At 62.1% G+C, this 20,249-nt stretch carries 20 protein-coding genes; 14 read left to right on the top strand and 6 right to left on the bottom strand.

Translation table 11 applies throughout. The annotated features are described in order from the left end of the window. Positions 1-180: 180 nt before the first annotated feature. The 3 genes from F568_RS0116480 to otsB form a co-directional block, all read right to left on the bottom strand. On the bottom strand, positions 181-2,415 hold the full coding sequence (locus tag F568_RS0116480; RefSeq protein WP_019019862.1) for an NADP-dependent isocitrate dehydrogenase: 2,235 nt from the start codon (positions 2,413-2,415) through the stop codon (positions 181-183). Between the two features lie 376 nt (positions 2,416-2,791). Then, positions 2,792-4,186: an alpha,alpha-trehalose-phosphate synthase (UDP-forming) gene (locus F568_RS0116475; protein WP_019019861.1), complete on the bottom strand. Its 1,395-nt coding sequence runs from the start codon at positions 4,184-4,186 to the stop codon at positions 2,792-2,794. A gap of 133 nt (positions 4,187-4,319) precedes the next feature. Further along, positions 4,320-5,093: a trehalose-phosphatase gene (otsB, locus tag F568_RS23040; RefSeq protein WP_051087985.1), complete on the bottom strand. Its 774-nt coding sequence runs from the start codon at positions 5,091-5,093 to the stop codon at positions 4,320-4,322. A 285-nt stretch (positions 5,094-5,378) separates the two neighbouring features. Here otsB and F568_RS0116465 point away from each other — a divergent pair, with 285 nt between their 5' ends. The 14 genes from F568_RS0116465 to F568_RS23030 all read left to right on the top strand — a co-directional run bounded on the left by F568_RS0116465 (position 5,379) and on the right by F568_RS23030 (position 17,371). Then, positions 5,379-6,335, top strand: a complete 957-nt coding sequence (locus F568_RS0116465) for a LysR family transcriptional regulator (protein WP_019019859.1) — start codon at positions 5,379-5,381, stop codon at positions 6,333-6,335. An 81-nt stretch (positions 6,336-6,416) separates the two neighbouring features. After that, entirely contained in the window at positions 6,417-7,454 is a 1,038-nt protein-coding gene (locus F568_RS0116460; RefSeq protein WP_026300603.1) for a TRAP transporter substrate-binding protein, read from the top strand. Between the two features lie 65 nt (positions 7,455-7,519). Continuing rightward, positions 7,520-8,011, top strand: a complete 492-nt coding sequence (locus F568_RS23035) for a TRAP transporter small permease (RefSeq protein ID WP_019019857.1) — start codon at positions 7,520-7,522, stop codon at positions 8,009-8,011. Beyond that, the gene (locus F568_RS0116450; RefSeq protein WP_019019856.1) at positions 8,008-9,285 is read left to right on the top strand and encodes a TRAP transporter large permease; all 1,278 of its coding nucleotides are present in this window, start codon (positions 8,008-8,010) and stop codon (positions 9,283-9,285) included. Before F568_RS23035 ends, F568_RS0116450 begins: the two co-directional genes overlap by 4 nt. 3 nt (positions 9,286-9,288) lie before the next feature. Continuing rightward, on the top strand, positions 9,289-10,062 hold the full coding sequence (locus F568_RS0116445; RefSeq protein ID WP_019019855.1) for a M15 family metallopeptidase: 774 nt from the start codon (positions 9,289-9,291) through the stop codon (positions 10,060-10,062). Positions 10,063-10,223: 161 nt separating this feature from the next. After that, positions 10,224-11,330, top strand: coding sequence for an alkene reductase (locus tag F568_RS0116440; protein ID WP_019019854.1), 1,107 nt, complete (start codon positions 10,224-10,226; stop codon positions 11,328-11,330). A 155-nt stretch (positions 11,331-11,485) separates the two neighbouring features. After that, the gene (cobT, locus tag F568_RS0116435) at positions 11,486-12,547 is read left to right on the top strand and encodes a nicotinate-nucleotide--dimethylbenzimidazole phosphoribosyltransferase (protein WP_019019853.1); all 1,062 of its coding nucleotides are present in this window, start codon (positions 11,486-11,488) and stop codon (positions 12,545-12,547) included. A gap of 4 nt (positions 12,548-12,551) precedes the next feature. Then, complete coding sequence (cbiB, locus tag F568_RS0116430) at positions 12,552-13,532, top strand: adenosylcobinamide-phosphate synthase CbiB (RefSeq protein WP_019019852.1); 981 nt, start codon at positions 12,552-12,554, stop codon at positions 13,530-13,532. Further along, the gene (cobD, locus tag F568_RS0116425) at positions 13,529-14,638 is read left to right on the top strand and encodes a threonine-phosphate decarboxylase CobD (RefSeq protein WP_019019851.1); all 1,110 of its coding nucleotides are present in this window, start codon (positions 13,529-13,531) and stop codon (positions 14,636-14,638) included. Before cbiB ends, cobD begins: the two co-directional genes overlap by 4 nt. Next, the gene (locus tag F568_RS0116420; protein ID WP_019019850.1) at positions 14,635-15,222 is read left to right on the top strand and encodes a bifunctional adenosylcobinamide kinase/adenosylcobinamide-phosphate guanylyltransferase; all 588 of its coding nucleotides are present in this window, start codon (positions 14,635-14,637) and stop codon (positions 15,220-15,222) included. Before cobD ends, F568_RS0116420 begins: the two co-directional genes overlap by 4 nt. After that, positions 15,210-15,968, top strand: a complete 759-nt coding sequence (cobS, locus tag F568_RS0116415) for an adenosylcobinamide-GDP ribazoletransferase (RefSeq protein ID WP_019019849.1) — start codon at positions 15,210-15,212, stop codon at positions 15,966-15,968. Before F568_RS0116420 ends, cobS begins: the two co-directional genes overlap by 13 nt. After that, the gene (locus F568_RS0116410) at positions 15,920-16,558 is read left to right on the top strand and encodes a histidine phosphatase family protein (RefSeq protein WP_019019848.1); all 639 of its coding nucleotides are present in this window, start codon (positions 15,920-15,922) and stop codon (positions 16,556-16,558) included. Before cobS ends, F568_RS0116410 begins: the two co-directional genes overlap by 49 nt. Continuing rightward, entirely contained in the window at positions 16,510-16,938 is a 429-nt protein-coding gene (locus F568_RS0116405; RefSeq protein WP_019019847.1) for a bifunctional adenosylcobinamide kinase/adenosylcobinamide-phosphate guanylyltransferase, read from the top strand. Before F568_RS0116410 ends, F568_RS0116405 begins: the two co-directional genes overlap by 49 nt. Positions 16,939-17,077: 139 nt before the next feature. Beyond that, a complete protein-coding gene (locus F568_RS23030) occupies positions 17,078-17,371 on the top strand; it encodes a hypothetical protein (RefSeq protein ID WP_019019846.1) in 294 nt (97 codons plus the stop codon). Positions 17,372-17,437: 66 nt separating this feature from the next. Here the strand turns inward: F568_RS23030 and cobO are convergent, their stop codons facing one another. The 3 genes from cobO to bluB are packed head-to-tail and all read right to left on the bottom strand — an operon-like array spanning position 17,438 to position 20,244. Then, complete coding sequence (cobO, locus tag F568_RS0116395) at positions 17,438-18,043, bottom strand: cob(I)yrinic acid a,c-diamide adenosyltransferase (RefSeq protein WP_019019845.1); 606 nt, start codon at positions 18,041-18,043, stop codon at positions 17,438-17,440. 12 nt (positions 18,044-18,055) lie between these two features. After that, positions 18,056-19,522 (bottom strand): cobyric acid synthase, encoded by a 1,467-nt coding sequence (locus F568_RS0116390; protein WP_019019844.1) that lies wholly within the window; start codon positions 19,520-19,522, stop codon positions 18,056-18,058. Beyond that, on the bottom strand, positions 19,519-20,244 hold the full coding sequence (gene bluB, locus F568_RS0116385; RefSeq protein WP_019019843.1) for a 5,6-dimethylbenzimidazole synthase: 726 nt from the start codon (positions 20,242-20,244) through the stop codon (positions 19,519-19,521). Before bluB ends, F568_RS0116390 begins: the two co-directional genes overlap by 4 nt. Positions 20,245-20,249 lie beyond the last annotated feature (5 nt).

Genomic DNA, 20,249 nt, shown 5'->3' with positions numbered 1-20,249 from the left:
TCATCGATTACCGACGGCCTGGCGGGGACATGTCTCGCATTGTCTGTTTTTTCAGCAGCTTAGCCAGTATCTAAACAACGACAAGGCGGTGCCAGGGCTTGTAGAAACACGAAGCCCCTGCCGGGGCAGGGGCTTCGATTTCATTGCCAGCGACTCAGTCGCCGGTGTCCTTGGCGAGGGTTACGCCTTGGACACCTTGCCCAGGGCGGCGTTGAGCGTGGCGCTCGGACGCATGGCCTGGCTGGCCAGTTCACCGTTGGGGTGGTAGTACCCCTGGATATCGACCGGCTTGCCCTGCACCTGGTTGAGCTCATCGACGATGGTCTGCTCTTCGGCTTCCAGCGTCTTGGCCAGCTCGGCGAACAGCGCCTTGAGTTCGGCGTCCTCGTCCTGGCCGGCCAGGGCCTGGGCCCAGTACAGAGCCAGGTAGAAATGGCTGCCGCGGTTGTCGATTTCACCGACCTTGCGCGACGGTGCCTTGTTGCTGTCGAGGAACTTGCCGTTGGCCTGGTCCAGCGTCTTGGCCAGTACCTTCGCGCTCGCGTTGTCGAAGGTGTTGCCAAGGTGTTCAAGGGACGCGGACAGAGCCAGGAACTCGCCCAGGGAGTCCCAGCGCAGGTGGTTTTCCTGCAGGAACTGCTGGACGTGCTTGGGCGCGGAGCCGCCAGCACCGGTCTCGAACAGGCCACCGCCGTTCATCAGCGGGACGATGGACAGCATCTTGGCGCTGGTACCGAGTTCCATGATCGGGAACAGGTCGGTCAGGTAGTCGCGCAGCACGTTACCGGTCACGGAGATGGTGTCCTTGCCGGCGCGGATGCGCTCCAGCGAGAAGCGCATGGCTTCTTCAGGCGCCATGATATGGATATCGAGGCCGCTGGTGTCGTGATCCTTCAGGTAGTGCTCGACCTTCTTGATCAGCTGCGCGTCGTGGGCGCGGTTGGCGTCCAGCCAGAACACGGCAGGGGCACCGCTGTCGCGGGCGCGGGTTACGGCCAGCTTGACCCAGTCCTGAATCGGCGCGTCCTTGGTCTGGCACATGCGCCAGAGGTCGCCTTCCTCGACGGCGTGCTCGAAGACCACGTTGCCCTGCTCGTCGGTGACACGCACGGTGCCGGCCGCGGGGATCTGGAAGGTCTTGTCGTGCGAGCCGTACTCCTCGGCCTTCTGGGCCATCAGGCCGACGTTGGGTACGCTGCCCATGGTGGTCGGATCGAAGGCGCCGTTCTTCTTGCAGTCCTCGATCACGGTCTGGTAGATGCCGGCATAGCAGCGATCCGGAATCACTGCCTTGGCATCGTGCAGCGCATCATCAGAACCCCACATCTTGCCGGAGTCGCGGATCATGGCCGGCATGGAAGCATCGATGATGACGTCGCTGGGCACGTGCAGGTTGGTGATGCCCTTGTGGGAGTTGACCATCGCCAGACGCGGGCGCTCGTTGTACAGCGCCTGAATGTCGGCCTCGATTTCGGCCTGCTTGTCTTCGGGCAGTGACGTGATGGTCGAGTACAGATCGCCGATGCCGTTGTTGGGATCGAAGCCGACCTGGGCGAGATCGTCGGCGTGCTTGCTCAGCACTTCCTTGTAGAACTCGGAGACGACCATGCCGAACATGATCGGATCGGAGATCTTCATCATGGTTGCCTTGAGGTGCAGTGAGAACAGCACGTCCTTGGACTTGGCATCCTCGATGGCCTCGGCGACGAAGGTGCGCAGGGCGCTGCTGCTCATCACCGCAGCGTCGACGACTTCACCATCGAGGACCGGAGTCTTTTCCTTGAGGGTGGTAGTACTGCCATCCTTGCCGACCAGCTCGATCTTGAGGCTGCCGGCGGCGCCGAGGGTGGTGGACTTCTCGCTACCGTAGAAGTCGCCCTCGCTCATGTGCGAGACATGGGACTTGGACTCACTGCTCCACTCGCCCATGCGGTGCGGGTACTTGCGCGCGTAGTTCTTTACCGACAGCGGGGCGCGGCGGTCGGAGTTGCCTTCACGCAGGACCGGGTTGACGGCGCTGCCCTTGACCTTGTCGTAGCGCGCCTTGATGGCCTTCTCTTCGTCGCTCTTGGGCTCTTCGGTGTAGTCCGGCAGCTTGTAACCCTGCTGCTGGAGCTCCTTGATGGCGGCCTTGAGCTGCGGCGTGGAGGCACTGATGTTGGGCAACTTGATAATGTTGGCTTCGGGGGTCTTGGCCAGCTCACCGAGTTCGGCCAGGTGATCACCGATACGCTGCTCTTCGGTCAGGTAATCGGGGAACTGCGAGATGATGCGGCCGGCCAGCGAGATATCGCGGGTCTCCACTTCGATGCCAGCGGGGTCGGTGAAGGCATCGATGATCGGCAGCAGCGAGTAGGTCGCCAGCGCGGGGGCTTCGTCAGTCAGCGTATAGATGATCTTTGGCGTTTTGGACATGTCTGCATTGACCTCTCTTGTCACAGCGGTGGCACGAATCTGGGCGGTAAAGAAGTACCGGGATGCCTGGACAGACTGCTTCGGGCAGTGGTTCTGTCCTGCTCGTCGATGAGGTGACGAGCCGAGATATTGCTTGGACCTCCACGCTCGAGCGGTCTCGGTGGGTCCGGGTTTGTCGACAATCCCCAGCGAACGTGCCGGAGTATACCAGCGCAACACGCGATGCGCATGACCGCTATCGTCGAGTCACGGACTCCAGTGTAGTTGGCGCTTTGGATGGCGTTTATCCAAGGAGAGAGCGCTTACGGTGCCAACGAGGAGGGGGCGTTGCCGTGAAGACACCGGCATCCACTGTGCCGGTGTCTTTCCAAGCGGATTAATGTTGAACGGCACTCAAGGCGCCGAGGAACTGACGACACCAATGGTGGATGTCGTTATTGCGCATCACGTCCATCATGCGCTGCCAGCGTTCCTTGCGCTCTTCCAGCGGCATGTTCAGGGCCTGATCCAGCATGTCGGCGACACCCTCGGTGTCGTACGGGTTGCAGACCAGAGCGCCTTCCTGCAACTCCCAGGAAGCACCGGCCAAATGGGAAAGCACCAGCACGCCGGGATCCTCCGGATCCTGAGCAGCCACAAACTCCTTGGCGACCAGGTTCATGCCGTCGCGCAGCGGGGTCAGGAAACCGACACGACTCAGGCGCAGGAAGCCGAGGATCGATTCTCGGCTGTAGCCGCGATTGAGATAACGCAGCGGTGTCCAGTCGTAATCCGAGAAGCGACCATTGACATGGCCGGCGATGCGCTCCAGCGTCGTGCGCAGCTCGGCATACTCCGGGACGTCGGTGCGCGAGGGCGGCGATATCTGCACGAACACCACGTGGCCATGCTGGTGCTCGGCTTTTTCCAGCAGTCGCTCGAAGGCCAGGAAGCGCTTGTAGATGCCCTTGCTGTAATCCAGGCGGTCGACCCCCATCACTAGCGTCCTATCAGCCAGCGACTGTGCCATACGTTTGCCAATGTTGCTTTCCACACCCTGGCGGGCCAGCTCCTGAGCCGATTCGAGGTCGATCGAGATGGGGAAGGCCTCCGCGCGGAAACGCCGGCCCTCTGCCTCGATTGTGCCATCGTCATGGAAGGTGGCATCGAAACCGTGGCGCATGCACTCTTCAAAGTTGCGCAGGTCGCACTTGGTCTGGAAGCCAACCACATCGTAGGCGCTGAAGTAACGCAGCAAGTTCTCGTAATCGGGGAGGATGCGCAGCACGTCCCACGGCGGGAACGGCGTATGCAGGAAATGCCCGATGGGCACATTGATGCCGGCCTGGCGCAGGTAAAAGCCAAGGGGAATCAGTTGGTAGTCATGCACCCAGATACGCGAGTGAGGTTCGACCAGCGTGGCAACATGACGGGCGTAGCGCTGGCTGACGCGAAGGTAGCCTTCCAGGTTCTCGCGGCTGTAATCCACCTTGTCGGGACGGTAGTGGAACAGTGGCCAAAGCACCTCATTGGAGAACCCTATATAAAAGGTCTGGTGGTCAGTCTCGGTGAGTGGAAATGTCGCAAAACGTACCGAGTCGAACTCATAGTGATTGAGCTGGGCGTCGCGATTCTCATCGATCTCGCCGCTCCAGCCGACCCATAACCCCTCGTTCTTCTGCAATGCGTTCATGACGCCTACGGCGAGCCCCCCCTGGCTGCCTCCCGAACTCTTGGGGGAAGGGACGCGATTGGAGACGACAATCAGCTCGTTATCCGGTTCCTTGGACATGTGAACACCTATGCTTAATGGCGAGTGGCACGGGCCTTCCTGTCCGTGCTCACCCAGGATGACGTCCGGCCGGCAGCTATCCAAGCTAGCCGAGTCGATCTGATGCGATGAACATGCCGGACTTTGCTCTAGTCTATGCTGGCTCTACCGGCCATTGTTCCAGGCAGGTCTTCAGCCAGGCTTCCACGGCCTGGGTATCGTCCAACCGATACCTTGCCCGGGTTTCGCCCTGGCCGACCTTGATACTGTATCCTCCCAAGGCATTGACGGCCTCGAAGCCGTCCTCGTCTGTCAAATCATCGCCGAGAAAGACTGGCGTACGCTGGGCGAATGGCGTCACTTGCATGAACTGATGGATGGCTTCGCCCTTGTTGCAGGAGGTTGTCCGTAACTCGAACACGGACTTGCCGCCATGCATGATGAGGGCGTCCCCCAAGCGCTCCCGCAAGCTTTCCAGCTGCTTCTCGATCGTCGTCTGCTTGTAGGGCGCATTGCGGTAGTGCAAGGCCAGACTGGCTCCCTTGTCTTCTAGTTCCAGCTCGGGATGCGCCTCGAGAAATCGGTTCAGTTCCTCACGAGCCTCGTGCAGTGTTGCGTAGTCGGGCTCGGTCAGGGAATAGCCGTTTACCGCATCGTGTCGCTCGGCACCGTGCTGGCCCGCCAGTGGCAATTCCAACGGCGACAGCAGGCGCGATAGATCGTCGATGGAGCGCCCGCTAATGATTGCCAGAGCGCCGTCGAGGCGCTGGTGCAACTGCTGCAGCAATTCTAGCAGGCGCTTTTCCAGTACCACATCCGCGGGCTTTTCCTTCAAGGGGCTAAGCGTGCCATCCAAGTCGAGAAACAATGCCCAAGCTTCGCCCTTTTTAGGTAATGGGCATGATCGGAATATCTCCGGTTTCGACATCGAAAGGCACCCTCCCTGGGCCTGTTTGTGATAAGTAACTTCGAGGGATACCCCCCGACGAAATCATTCTTACTGTAAGAAAGTCCAGCCGCGTTCGCCAGCGCTTCTCAGTGTTGGAAACGGGGTCGTCATGCTGTTTTAAACGTACGAAAACAACTCATTACGCATTGCAATTAAACCGGCCTGGTTGCAATGTTTGTTGACAATGCGTTGCAAGGCGCCCCGTTCCGATCGAAATCAAAAATAATCGAGAACCTTTGCTTATCGTGCCTCGTTGGAGAAAACATGCTTAATCAGCGAGCCTTGGCCTACCTTAACGAAGTCATACGCCGCGGCTCGTTACGCCGTGCCGCTTCCTATCTCGATGTGGATGCCTCAGCGCTCAGCCGGCAGATCAAAGCACTTGAGGAAACCTTGGGAATCACCCTGTGCGAGAGACACGGAAGCGGAATGCATGCCACACAGGCAGGCAAGCTACTCGTTGAGCATTATCATGCCCAACGTGCCGCTGATGAGGCCGTACTTTCCAGACTGATGGCGCTACAAGAACTGCGCCGCGGCGAAGTGCGGATTGCCGTTGGGGAGGGCTTCATAGCCGATCTGGTGTCGGCTCCTCTGCAGAGTTTTCTTACCGCCTTTTCCGGCATCGAGCTGGAGGTTCGCATGGCCGGTGTCAATGAAGCGATATCGCTGGTCAAGGACATGGAGGTAGATATCGCTCTGCTCTACGCCCCGCCGGTAGATCCTTTACTGCATTGTCATGTGGAAACACTCCAACCATTGGACCTGATCGTGCCGGCAGGTCATCCACTCCTGGCAAAAGGCAGGCCACTGACATTACACGACCTGACCGAGTGGCCGCTGGGTCTGATGGATAACTGTTTTGGTATGCGCCAGATGGTCAGCTTGGTGGAACAGCAGGAACGGGTACATCTGCATGCCCGCTTACGCACGAATTCGGTAGCCGTGCTGAAGAATTTCGTACGTTCGGGAATTGGCGTGACATTCATGCCGGAACTGACGGTAATGGAAGAAGTGCGCCGTGGCGAGATCCGGGTCTTGCCCATGAATTACCCGGCACTTAGTGGTGCGCGTGCCCAGATCGTCAGCCGGTCAGGCCGGGAGCTAACCGTTGCTTCCCAGGCATGCATAACCCATTTGCGAAGAGGGCTGCGTTTCTTCAATGCCGACGCGCCGAGGCTGTTAAACGCAAGTGTTGCATTGAAGACAACACAGCCGTGATTGCATAGGCAACACGACAATGCATAGTCTCATGTAACTTTGTTAAACCCTGTGCCTTAACAACAACAAGGAGACATCGTCATGTCTTGTTCTGCACGATTGCCGTTGAGAACACTGGTTTCAGCCTGTGCATTGAGCTTTACCGTGCTGGCTGGTGCCGTGCAGGCCGAAACGACCGTGAACTTGAGCTATAACGGTGCGCCTGACCCCGACAAGAATGCCGTCCATGTGTTTGCGACAAACTTGAAGGATCTTGTCGCGGAAAAGACCGACGGCGAGATTCAATTGAAGCTGTACCCCAATAGCATGCTCGGCGAAGAGCAGGCCCGCATGGAACAGGTCATGAGTACCCCCAGCCTGAACATTGCTTCCTTCGCCGGCATGTCTCCTCTCGTACCTGAGATCTATGTCAGTGCGATTCCTTTCCTGTTCGAGGATTTCGAGGCGGCACGCAAGTTCTTCGACGAAGGCCAGTACTGGCAAGAAGTGGAAAACGCCCTGCGTGAGCGTACCGGCGCCGAGCTTTTGGCCGTCGTCGAAGAGGGAGGCTTCCTGGCGTTCACCAACGACGAGAGGCCCATCCACTCACCCAAGGACTTCGAGGGCCTGCGCTTCCGTGCGATGGACCCCAGCCAGGTCGCCCTCTATGAGGCATTTGGTGCGTCAGGCACGCCGATCCCCTGGACCGAGGTTTACATGGCCCTGCGTACCGGAGTCGCCGACGGTCAAATGAATCCGCCGATGTATATCATCCTGGGGAGTCTCCACGAGGTGCAGGACTACCTGACTCTGGCCAACATCCAGTACTCGGACCAGTTCCTGGTTGGTAACGGCCAGATGCTGGATAGCTGGGATGAAGAAACCCGCCAAGCCTTCATGGACGCCGTGGCCGAGGCCAACGAGATGGCCCGGGACTACAACGAAGCGAAGGTCGACGAACGCATCTCTTATCTCGAGGAGCAGGGCATGGAGGTCATCCGCCCCTCACAGGAAGACTTGCAGGCGTTTCGCGAGCAGGGCCAGCCGGCCTATCTGGACTGGCTGAAGGAGCAGGGCATCGAACAGCGCTGGATCGATATGGCGCTAAAGGATGCCGGCATGACCGAGCTGGCACAGTAATCGACACTCGAAACGGCAGGGAGCCGCCTCCCTGCCTCACCTGACTCCTGGCTTGTAGAACTCCCATGACTTCGCTTCGCTCTCGGGTCCTGGCCGTCAGCCGGCCGCTGTCCCTGTGTGTCGCCAGTACCCTGCTCTTCATCGATCTGGCCGTCATTCTTTATGGCGTATTCATGCGTTACCTGGCAGGGGGTGCACCGATCTGGACCGACGAACTGGCCCGCTATCTGATCATCGGCAGTGTCCTGCTGGCAGCCGGCGCCGTATGGGTCGAAGGCGGTCATATGCGCGTCGCACTGATCGAAAGGCTGTTGCCGGCTGGGCTTTGCCGGCTACTCAACTGGTATCAGTGGCTGCTGACCCTGGGGCTGGCGGTAGCCGGCACGGTCATAAGTTATGACTATGCCCAGTCGGTAGCCATGTTCACCAGCTCCGGGCTGGGCATCAGCCGTACCATTCCCATGCTGTCGTTGCCGGTGGGGTTTGCACTGCTGTCCTGGCATGTACTCTGGTACGGTCCGGCGCCTCTGCGCACCCAGGTGGAGGAAGCTGCATGACCCTGACCATGCTGGCCGTCTTTCTGGTGCATATCCTGTTGGGGCTGCCCCTGTTCCTGGCCCTGCTGGTCACGGCACTGGTCGGGTTCATGTTCATCGATCCTTCGATGATTCCTCGCATGCTGCCCCAGCAATTCTTCGGGGGGATCAACGCCTTTTCCCTGATGGCGATCCCGTTGTTTATCCTTGCGGGCAACCTGATGAATGTCAGCAGCCTGACCGAGCGGCTGATGGGGCTGGCCCGGTTACTGGTGGGGCATCTGCGAGGAGGCATGGGGCATGTCAACGTGGTCTCGAGCGTGTTCTTTGCGGGGGTCAATGGTTCGGCGGTGGCGGATACCTCTGCACTGGGGTCATTGCTGGTACCTTCGATGCGCAAGGAGGGCTACTCCACGGCGTTCGCTGCCGGGCTTACGGCAGGCAGCTCGCTGATCGGGCCGATCATTCCGCCCAGTATCTTCATGATCCTCTATGCCTCGCTGACCAATACCTCGGTAGGCGACCTGTTCCTGGCGGGCGTCGTGCCGGGCCTGATCCTCGGGCTGGCGTTCATGGCCATGAACGCCTGGTACGCCTGGCACAAGGGGCTCGCCAAGCGAGGCCAATGGCCTGCGGCGAGTGAGCTGGGCAAGGCCATATTTGCCGCGATGCCGGCTCTCGTGGCGCCGTTCATCATCGTTGCCGGGATTGTACTGGGGTTCGTCACGCCGACCGAGTCCGGTGCCCTGACGGCACTCTACGTCGCCTTGTGCGGCTTCATGCTCGGTAACCTGCGACTGGCTGACGTGTGGCGGGCCATCGTCGACACGGCGCGGCTGACCTCGGCGATCTTCCTGATCATGGCCGCGTCGGCAACCATCAGCTGGTTGTTGTCCTATGCCCAGGTGCCAGCCCAGTTCGTCGAGCTCCTGGCACCGTACATGGAAAACTCCCTCGTGATTCTGTTATTGCTCAGCGCCATCACTTTTGTCACCGGCATGTTCATGGAAGAGGTGTCGGCCCTGATGCTGCTTACGCCGATTCTCTCCCCGGTGGCGATGATGGCGGGTGTCGATCCGGTGCATCTGGGCATCATCATTACCCTGAATATCACCATCGCGCTGATCACGCCGCCCATGGGTGCCTGCGTATTCGTCGCTGCCGCCGTGAGTCGGCTGGAGATTGTCGAACTCTTCAAGACGATCTGGCCCTTTGTGCTCACGGCCGTCTTCGTCCTGATCCTGCTGATTCTGTTTCCGTCCCTGACCCTTTGGCTGCCGACCCTGCTTGGATAAACAATGATGGTGAAACCCTCCTGCAATACGTTTCTCGCTGACCGGCTGCCACCCATTTCGACCCTTGCCGAGCCGCACTGGGGAACGGTCAGCCGCTTGCCCATCCTGGGCAGCGATGAGCCGCTCGTGCCCATGAGTCTGGCGCCGCTGCCGATAAAGGTCTTTCCGGCTTACGCCAAGCTGGGTATCCCCGGTGCGGTCGCTGAATGCTACGTGCGGGAAGGCGTCTACCGTCGGTTATTGGCCGTGGCACGCTCGCTGCCGTCGGGGCTACAACTGGTGGTGTTGGACGGCTGGCGGCCATGGCGGGTCCAGCAATACCTGTTCGATACGCTCTATGAGTCGATTCGGGCGCATCATGGCGAGGCCGACGAAGCACAGTTGCTGACGCGCACGCGTGAGTTCGTCTCTGTTCCCAGTCGTGACCCGCAGGCGCCGAGCCCGCATCTCACCGGAGGCGCCGTGGACGTGACGCTGTGCGACGAGGACGGCCTGATGCTGGATATGGGGACATTGTTCGACGAGGCGGTGCCGGCCTCGCATACCGCGGCCCTGGAAAACCAGGACGAACTCGACGACCGTCTGGTCCGGGCACGCGACTACCGACGGCTATTGTTCCATGCCATGCGTGAGCAGGGGTTCACCAACCTGCCGAGTGAATGGTGGCATTACGACTTCGGCGATCAGCTATGGGCCCATTATGGGGACCATGGTCGGGCCCTCTATGGCCCGGCCGAACTCGATACCATCGAAAGCCGTTGGCGCCGACAGCTATAGCCGTGGTCGTTTGCGTGACGGTCGTTCCGGACCGCGGTGCTGGCGGGTTACCGGCACGCAAATCTCTTTACGCTTGGGCAACAGGGCTGGCATTGACGCGGCCAGGACGGCTTGCCAGCCTTGCTTGATGCCACGTATGACGATCTCAGAGGAGGAGACTCATGGCCAATCAGGAAGATACCCTGTTCCGTCCGTTTACGCTTTGCGGAATGGAACTGCCCAACAGGGTAATCATGCCGCCCCTGACCCGCTCACGTGCCGGACAGCCGGGAGATGTGCCCAACGACATGAACGTCGAGTACTATCGGCAACGCGCCGGCGCGGGGCTGATCATCGCCGAGGCGACCCAGGTCTCGCCGCAGGGTAAGGGCTATGCCTTCACGCCGGGCATCCATTCCGATGAGCAGGTCGAGGGTTGGCGCAAGGTGGTCGATGCCGTTCACGGCGCTGGCGGCCGTATCATTCTGCAGCTTTGGCACGTGGGTCGCATTTCTCACCCTGAGCTACAGCCGAACGGCGAGAAGCCGGTGGCGCCGTCGGCGATCAAGCCCGAGGGTGCACAGACCTTTATCAGTGCCGAGTCCGGCATGGTCGATATACCCGAGCCTCGGGCACTCGAAACCGACGAGATCCCCGACGTCGTCGAACAGTTCCGCCAAGGGGCCGAGAATGCCAAACGTGCAGGCTTCGATGGCGTCGAGATCCATGCCGCCAACGGGTACTTGCTCGACCAGTTCCTGCGCACCAAGACCAACCAGCGTACCGACCAGTACGGCGGCTCGCTGGAGAATCGCCTGCGCTTCCCGATGATGGTCGTGGATGCGGTGGCCGAGGTCTGGGGACCGGACCGCGTCGGGGTGCGTGTCACGCCGACCGGCAGCTTCAATGACATGGCCGACGACAACCCGATCGAGACCTTCGCCGCGTTTGCCAAGCGACTCGACGAGGCCGGCATCGCTTTCATCGAAGTGGTGGAGGATTCGTTCCAGGGCAACCTGGTGAAGGGGCGCCCCGAGGAAGTCATCGAGGCCATCCAGGAAAACTTCAAGCGCACCTATATCGGCAACGGTCACTACACGGCCGAAGAGGCACGCGAGCGCATCGAGGCGGGCAAGTGCGACCTGGCGTCGTTCGGCCGGGCTTTCATCGCCAACCCCGACCTGCCGGAGCGCATACGCCGTGGCGCCCCGCTCAACGAATGGGACGCCGGCACCTTCTACGGTGGTGATGAGCGAGGCTACATCGATTACCCCTTCTTGGATTCGTAACCCGGCTGTTGGCTGACAAGGGGGGATACGATCCCCCCTTGTTTTCCGTCCCACCTTGCACCCGCCTCGCTGTGATAAGCTCGCTGCGTTCCGTGGCCCTGGCCGTTACAGCGTGCCAGCCCGCTTAAATGAGCCAGCGAATAGAAGCCCTGCGCATGTCGCCCACGCTAGAGCACACGCTTACCCGCATTCGCGGCCGGGATCGCCAGGTTGGCGACCGGGCCCGTGCCCATATCGACACGCTTACCAAGCCACCCGGTAGCCTGGGACGCCTGGAGACGCTAGCCATCGAGCTGGCGGAAATCCGTAGCGAGGCCTTTCCCGACGTAACGCCGCCCGGCGTGCTGGTATTCGCCGCTGACCATGGTGTGGCAGCGGAGGGCGTGTCTGCCTTTCCTCAGGAAGTCACCGCGCAGATGGTTGCCAACTTCGTCAGCCGGGGCGCGGCGATCAACGTCTTCGCTCGGCAGATCGATGCCCGACTGGAAGTAATCGATGTCGGCGTGGCGGCCGAGCTGAGCGGCGATGGCGTTGTGCATGCCAAGGTCCGCCTCGGCACGGGCAACATCGTCGAAAGTGACGCCATGACCCGCGATGAGGCCGTGCAGGCCATCGAGACCGGTATCGGGGCCGCCGAGCGTATGGCCGAGGCCGGCTGCCGCTGTTTGATCGTCGGCGAGATGGGCATCGCCAATACTACTGCCAGCAGTGCCGTGCTAGCTGCCTTGACTGGCCGTGAGGTGAGCGCCGTGATCGGCCGGGGTACCGGCATTGCCGAGTCGCGCCTCGCCCACAAACAAGCGGTAATCGAGCGGGCCATGGAGGCGCGCCAGGCGAATACCGACGATGCGATGGACGTATTGTGTAAGCTCGGCGGGCTGGAAATTGCCGCCATGACCGGGGCCTACCTGGGCGCGGCGGCGCATCGCCTGCCGGTAATCGTTGATGGCTTCATTGCCACGGTGGCCGCCCTGGTGACTTGTCGGTTGTGCCCGGCGGCACGCGACGCCATGATTTTCGGGCATCGCTCCCAAGAGCCGGGGCATGGCGTGGCGTTGGATACGCTCCGGGCCCGACCGCTGCTCGACCTGGACCTGCGCTTGGGTGAAGGCACCGGTGCCGCGTTGGCCTATCCGCTGCTGGTCTCGGCGACTCGAATGCTCGCCGACATGGCGACCTTTGCCTCGGCCGGTATAGCCGGCGGCGAGGCGCGCTGAACGCATGGTTAGCGAGCCATTCGGCCTGGCCGGGCTGGGACTATTACTGGTAGCGATCGCTATCGATCTGCTTGTTGGCGATCCGCACTGGCTGCCGCATCCGGTGGTCGTTATCGGGCGCGTTATTGCCCGTCTGGACCGGGGGTGGAACCACGGCTCGCCCGAGGCCAGAAAGACAAAAGGTGTCGTGCTGACCGCTCTGGTCGTGCTGGGAACCTACGCGGTCGCCTGGCTGGCGCTGGCAGCGCTGGCCTGGTGGCATCCCTGGCTGGCTGCACTTGGCGAGGTCGCGATGTTGGCAACCTCGTTGGCCATCAAGGGGCTGCGTGATGCGGCGCTCGATGTGGCCCGGCCACTAGCTCGGGGCGACCTGGTCACGGCCCGGGCCAAGCTGGCCATGATCGTGGGGCGTGACACGCAAACGCTCGGCGAAGGCGAAATTACCCGAGCCACGGTGGAGACGGTGGCCGAGAACACCGTCGATGGCATCACCGCGCCGCTGTTCTGGGCTTTTATCGGCGGTGCTCCGCTGGCGTTGGCTTACAAGGCGGTAAATACGCTGGATTCGATGGTCGGCTACCTGAGTCCGCAATATGCCGACTTCGGTTACGCCTCGGCGAAGCTCGACGATCTCGCCAACTGGATTCCCGCTCGGCTGACCACATGGTGCCTGTGGCTGACCGCATGGTTCGTTCCCGGCGCCAGGCCACACGGTGCATTAGCCGCGACCTACCGCGACGCGCCGCGTCATCCCAGCCCCAACGCCGGCTGGCCGGAGGCGATGATGGCGCACCTGCTCGGCGTGCAACTGGGCGGCACCAATTATTATCAGGGCCGTGTCTCGCATCGTGCCACGCTGGGCCAGCCTCGTGAGGCCCTGGCAGTCGCCCATGTGTTCCGTGCCATCCGCCACATGCATGCCGGCTGGCTGGCCTTTGTGCTGTTGCTGGCCATCGTGGCACTGCTATGGGAGGCCATGACATGACAAGAGACACGCCGCTGGACGATTGGCCGCGGCACGGCGGGCAGCCTCAAGCCTTGCTGAAACGGCTCGGGCTGACACCGGGGCAGCCCGTACGGGATTTCAGTGCCAATCTCAACCCGCTGGGCCCGCCTGAGTGGCTGGACGAGCACTTGCCGTCCCTCTGGCACGGTATCGATCGGTATCCCGATCCCGACTATTACACTGCACGATATGCGATCGCCGAGGCCCAGGGGCTCGACGCCTCACAGGTACTGCTGACCAATGGCGGTGCGGAGGCGATTTTCCTGGCTGCCGCCCTGCATACCGGCCGACGGGCTGCGATTGTCCAGCCAACCTTCGCCGAGTATGCCCGAGCCTGCCAACACTACCGCCTGACTGTTCGGAACATATTCCTGTCCCCCGATTTCGCCATCGACGAGACGCGGACGCTCGAGGCGATGCGCGAGGCCGACGTGGTGTTCCTGTGCCGTCCCAACAACCCCAGCGGCACGCTGGTGCCGAGAGCGTTGATCGATAAGATGTTGGCAGTGGGGCAGGCCCATGGCACCTGTCTGGTCGTCGATGAGGCGTTTATCGACTTCATCGAGGATCCCTCCGAGTCGTTGACGCCGCTGTTGGCTGAATACCCACACCTGATCCTGCTGCGCTCGCTGACCAAGTTGTATGCCATTCCCGGCCTGCGGCTGGGTTATCTGCTGGGCGCACCCGATGTCGTCGCCCGGGCCACCGAAGTGCAGATGCCGTGGAGTGTCAATGCACCAGCCGCCGCGTTGGTTGCGCCCCTGCTGGCGGATGGCGACTTCGTTGCGTGCACTCATGCCTGGCTGCGCCGGGAACTGGATCGCCTGCAGCCGACTCTTGACCGCTTGGCGTTCGACGTCTCGCCGACCCGGGTCAACTTCTACCTGCTACGTGACCGGCGCCAGCCGCGGTCCAGCGAGGCGTTGCTGCGCTTTCTGGCCAGTGCTGGCATCCTCGCCCGGCCTACTCATAACTTCCCCGGTCTCGAGGACGGCTGGCTGCGCCTGGCGGTGCGTTCGGCCGAGGACAACGATTGCCTGCTGGCGGCCCTCGCGGCCTGGCGGCAGAGGCAGGAGGTGTCATGATCGCCTTCGTCAGCGGCGGTGCACGCTCGGGCAAGAGCCGCTATGCCGAATCCCTGGCCCGGACCTGGCAGGCCGAGGCGGGTGGCGAGCTCTACTACTTGGCCACGGCCGAGGCCGCGAGCCACCTCGCCGATACGGAAATGGCCCGGCGCATTGCTCGTCATCGTCATGAGCGCGGCGAGGATTGGACGACCCTGGAAGAACCCGTGTCACTCGACGTAGCCATCGAAAAGGTGGCTGATCAGGGCACCGTGCTGCTCGATTGCCTGACGCTGTGGGCCAGCCAAGTGCTGTATGCCAGTTCGCTGAATGAAGGCGCTGCCGTAGCGATGTTGCGCACCGTCATGCACGAGGTCCGCAGCCGAGCATTGCGCCTGGTGGTGGTTTCCAACGACGTCAACGAGGGGCTGCCGATTCGCGCTGCCGAGGTGCAGCGCTATGTAGCCTTTCTGCAGCACCTGCACCACCAGGTGGTTACCGAGGCCGAGGTAGCCGTACAAGTGATTGCCGGCTGCCCTGTGGCTTGGAAAGGAAGTGTGCTGGAAAAGGGTAAGTTGAAAGGAGTGCCGCCATGCGTGCCGTGATGCACGGCTTCTTGCTGGCGCTGCAGTTCCTGTCGCGCCTGCCGGTCCCGGTTGAATGCCCGTGGAATATCGAGACCAGCCGCTGGGCAGTGCGTTGCTACCCACTGGTGGGCTTGCTGTTGGGCGGCATTGTCGCCTTGGTCGGGCTCTTGTTGCAGGCGGTACTGCCCACGCCGCTGTTGGCCCTGCTGTTACTCAGCGTATGGGTGGCGCTGAGCGGCGGGCTGCATCTGGACGGCTGGATGGACGTGGCCGATGCCGTGGGTAGCAATGCTCCGCTGGAGAAGCGTTGGGCGATCATGAAAGATCCACACGTCGGTAGCTTCGGCATCCTGGCGTTGGTTTTTCTGCTGCTATGGAAAGGCGCGCTGCTGCTGGCGGTCCTGGACGCTGGGGCCAGCCTGGCGTGGTTGCCGCTGGTTATGGCCTTGGCTCGACTGGGCGCAGTGGCGCTGCTGATACTGTTGCCGGCAGCGAGGCCGGAGGGGTTGGCCTGGGCCTGGAAGCAGCATCTTGAGCGGGGCGACCTGCTATTGGCGCTAGTGCCGCTGTTGCTCGGTTTCCTGTTATGGCCGGGCTGGCCGTGGCTGCTTGTGGCGCTGATACCTTTCTTGTTCGGGTATGGTCTTTGGGCACGACGTGCCTTCAACGGCATCAACGGCGATATCGTGGGTGCCGCCATCGAGGGAGGAGAGCTATGGCTGCTGCTGTGCGTCTGGCTGTGGTACTCGTCCGCCATGGGCTGACGGCCTGGAACCGTGAGCGGCGCTATCTGGGGCATCACGACATCGGTCTGCTGCCCGATGAGTCCGGAAGCGGCCTTGTCATGCTGCGCAACGCCCTGGCGGGGATGACGTTCGATGCTGTCTATTGCAGCGATCTGCGCCGCTGCCGGCAAACCCTGGCCGGACTCGGCTTGCCTGATGATCGAGGCGTCGAGACACGTTTCGACGCCCGGCTGCGTGAACTCGACTTTGGCGCCTACGAGGGCTTGCGCTACGACGACCTCAAGCATGACGCCGGCTACCGTGCCTGGATCGACAGCCAGGGCGAGCAGGCCCCGCCGGGTGGCGAGCCGGCACCGGCCTTTCATGCCCGCGTGGCAGCCTGCATGGACGACCTGCTGGCGCGTGCCGAGGTGCACGGGCACGGCCGAGCGCTGGTCGTCACCCACGGAGGGGTGATTCGCTCGCTGCGTCAGCGTCACGAAGCGCTGGGCTTCTGGGAAGGCAATATCGAACCGGGGCAGGCCCACACATTGGCTTTTGTCTATCGGGGAGGGTGGCAATGCAGCTGTTCATCGGCGGTGCCTATGCCGGCAAACGCGCCGAAGTAAGGCACCGTTTCGATAATCTCGTCTGGCATTCCGCTTACGATGAGATGGCGTTGGAAGACTGGCGAGCAAGCATGTTGCCGGGAGCCACGCTGATCGTGGAAGGCTGGGAGCGCTGGCTGGCAGCGGCCCTGGCCGAGAGCGACGATGACGACCGTATACGTCGACACTTCGCGGAGGCGCTGGGCTCGCTGGCCCGTGCCGAGCGTGATCATGGCTTGCAGGTCGTGCTGATCATGCTGGAAATGGGGCGAGGCATTGTTCCCCTCGACGCCCGCGAGCGACGCCTGCGGGATTTGGCCGGCTGGCTGGCCCAGGATGCTGCCTCGGTTGTCGAACGTGTCTGGTACGTGTGGAACGGGCTGGCAAGGAGTTTGCGTTGATGTGTCGTTGACCAGAGACAGGAATGTTTTTCTCTCGGTCATTTAGCATGGAGAAATTCATCTTTAATGATACGAATCGCTAACTAGACTTTACATTTCTATAAGAAAACTTATAACCACGTACGCAAGGAATGACGCAATGGCTATTTATTCAATCGCTTATGATCTGTTCCAGCCTCAGGAGTATCGCGCATTCTATGAGTGCCTCGAATCCTTCCCGCATATCCATGTCATGGATTCCCTGTGGCTGATCCAGGCCGATGACGATGCCGGGACGCTACGCGATCGCATGATGTCGCTGATCAGCGGCGGCGATGCGCTCTTCGTCAGTCGGGTCAGCCAGGACTGGGCCGGTGCCGGCACACAGTGTGGCGAGTGGCTCAATGCCACCGACAGGCATCAGGCCTTGGCGTCACAGCCAGCCGCCGTTTAATGGCAAGCGGCGCCTGCACTTGACCGACCCGCCACATGCAGGCGCCGACCGACACCGTAGTTCCCTTTAAAGCTCCATGCCTTTCTGTGCACGGATGCCCGCCTTGAATGCGTGTTTCTCCATCTTCATCCACGTCACCGTATCGGCCAGGTCGATCAGCGCTTGTGGCGCATGCCGGCCGGTGATGACGACGTGTTGCATGGCCGGGCGTCGATTCAGAACGCCAAGCACTTCATCGAGGGGCAGTAACTCCTTGTTCAATACGATATTGAGTTCGTCGAGCAAGACCACCTGATAGCGTTCATCACCCAGCATGCGCGCGGCGACCTGCCAGGCCTGGCGGGCGGCGGCCAGATCGCGCTCGCGGTCCTGGGTCTCCCAGGTAAAGCCTTCGCCCATGACGTGGTATTCCACGCCAGGGATGCGCCGGAAAAAGGTTTCCTCGCCGGTACTGAAGGCCCCCTTGATGAACTGCACCACGCCGACCTGCATATCATGGCCCAGGGCGCGGGCGATCACGCCAAAGCCAGCCGAGCTCTTGCCCTTGCCGTTGCCGGTATTGACCAACAGCACGCCCTGGTCGCGGTCGGCCTTTTGAACCCGCGCATCGATCAGGCGCTTCTTGCGTGCCATCTGCTGGCGGTAGGCGTCGTTGTCGTGTGTGTCGCTCATCGTTCGTCTCCGCTAGTTGGGGGTGGGCTGCAACAAGCCATTCAACCAGGCCCTGTCCAGGTGGCTCTCGATGGTGTCCGCCAGCCGGTCAAGCTGGGCCAGGCGGTGCCGGTGATAATCCACGGCGGGATAATGATCGGTATGGCCCAACAGGGTAAGCAGTCCCTCGCAGGCCTCGGCGCGATCAAACAGTCCGTGGATATAAGTGCCCATTACCTGGCCATCATCGCTGATTGCCCCGTCGGGGCACCCCTGCAGGTCGACGAGCGGTCGGGCCAGGGCCGGACCGCTGGTCACGCCGTTATGAATCTCGTAGCCGTCGAGGGGCATCGACCCGCCGCCCTGATCGATCAGGTGGCCACTGACGTTGCGCAACTGCTTGCCGGCGACCATACGCGTCTCCATGGTCAGCAGCCCAAGGCCCGGCGTGCTGCCGGACTCGCCTTCCAGGCCGTCGGGGTCGTGCACGGCGTCGCCGAGCATCTGAAAGCCGCCACAAATGCCCAGCAGCCTGCCGCCGTAGCGCAGATGACGATGGATCGCGGCGGGCCAGCCCTGCCGGTTCAGCCAGGCCAGGTCGTGACGGGTACTCTTGCTGCCGGGCAGGATGATCACGTCCGCCGCGGGGATGGCCTGGTCGGGGCCGATGAATTGCAGATCGACACCGGGATGCAGGCGCAACGGGTCGAAGTCGTTATGGTTGCTGATGCGTGGCAGGGCGGGAACGATCACCTTCAGCGCGCCGTGGTCATGGCTACCGGTCAGGCCCAGGCTATCCTCGGCATCCAGCACCAGGCTGGGCAGGTAGGGCAGTACGCCCACGACCGGCTTGCCGGTGCGCTGGGTCAGCCAGTCGAGGCCGGATGTCAGCAACGCGGGATCACCACGAAAGCGATTGATGACGAAACCACGGATACGTTGCCGTTCGGACTCGCTGAGCAGCTCCAGCGTGCCGACCAACTGGGCAAAGACGCCGCCGCGATCGATATCACCGACCAGCAGCACCGGGCAGTCGATGGCCTCGGCAAAGCCCATGTTGGCGATATCGTTGGCGCGCAGGTTAATCTCCGCCGGGCTGCCGGCGCCCTCGGCAATAATCACATCGTGGCGCTGACTCAGGGCCTGCCAGGCAGCCAGCACGCTCTTTCTGGCCTCGGCCTTGAAGGCGTGATAGTCCAGCGCATCCATGTTGCCATGCACGTGGCCACGCAGGATGACCTGGGAGCCTCGGTCGCTCTGTGGCTTGAGCAGCACCGGATTCATGTCGCTGTGGGGCACGAGCCCGCAGGCCAACGCCTGCAGCGCGGTGGAGCGACCGATCTCGCCGCCGTCCTCGGTAACGGCGCTATTGAGCGCCATGTTCTGAGGCTTGAAGGGGGCCACCGAGACGCCCTGACGGGCCAGCCAACGGCACAACCCGGCGACCACGGTACTCTTGCCGGCATCCGAAGTCGTCCCCTGGACCATCAGCGTGGTCATCGGCGTGGCTCCAAGGTCTCGAGTGCCGTGCTCAGGGTCGGTGAGTCCAGGGGCTGCTTCCACCCATTGCCATGCACCCGCTCGGCCAACGGCAGGCGCTGCCGCCAGCCGGCGCGAGCGAGTTCCGGCTGGTCGAGAAAGTCACTGACATATCCCAGGCACAGGTAGGCCAGGGGATACACCGACGTCGGCAGCCCCAGCACATCGGCCAGTTCGGCCGGGTCGATGATACTGACCCAGCCGACACCGATGCCCTCGGCACGGGCCGCCAGCCACAGGTTCTGGACCGCCAGGCAAGTGCTGAACAGGTCCGTCTCGACGATGCTGTGCCGACCCAGTACATGCTCACCGCCTCGGCTCCGGTCGCAGGTAATGCACAGGTTGAGCGGGCTCTCCAGGATGCCTTCGAGCTTGAGGCGGCGATAGAGCATGCCGCGCGCTTCGGTATGGCACTCGGCGGCCCTGGCGTTCTCGCGCTGAAAGATCCGGTGCACTCGCTCGCGCACCTCGCGACTGTCGATCAGCAGGAAGTCCCAGGGCTGCATGAAGCCCACCGACGGGGCATGGTGGGCGGCCTCCAGCAGACGTGCCAGAACCTCGGGCGGGATAGGGTCCGGCAGGAACTGGGCGCGCACGTCGCGCCGCTCGTGGATGGCCCGGTAGACGCCGGTCCGCTGTGCCTCGGGAAAGGCGTGGTCGGGTCGCCCGCTCGGTTCTGCCATGGGGC

This window comes from Modicisalibacter luteus DSM 23508, from assembly GCF_000378505.1.
Classification (GTDB): Bacteria; Pseudomonadota; Gammaproteobacteria; order Pseudomonadales; family Halomonadaceae; genus Modicisalibacter; species Modicisalibacter luteus.
Note: the sequence above shows the minus strand (reverse complement) of the source record. Positions and strands in the feature narration are given on the sequence as shown.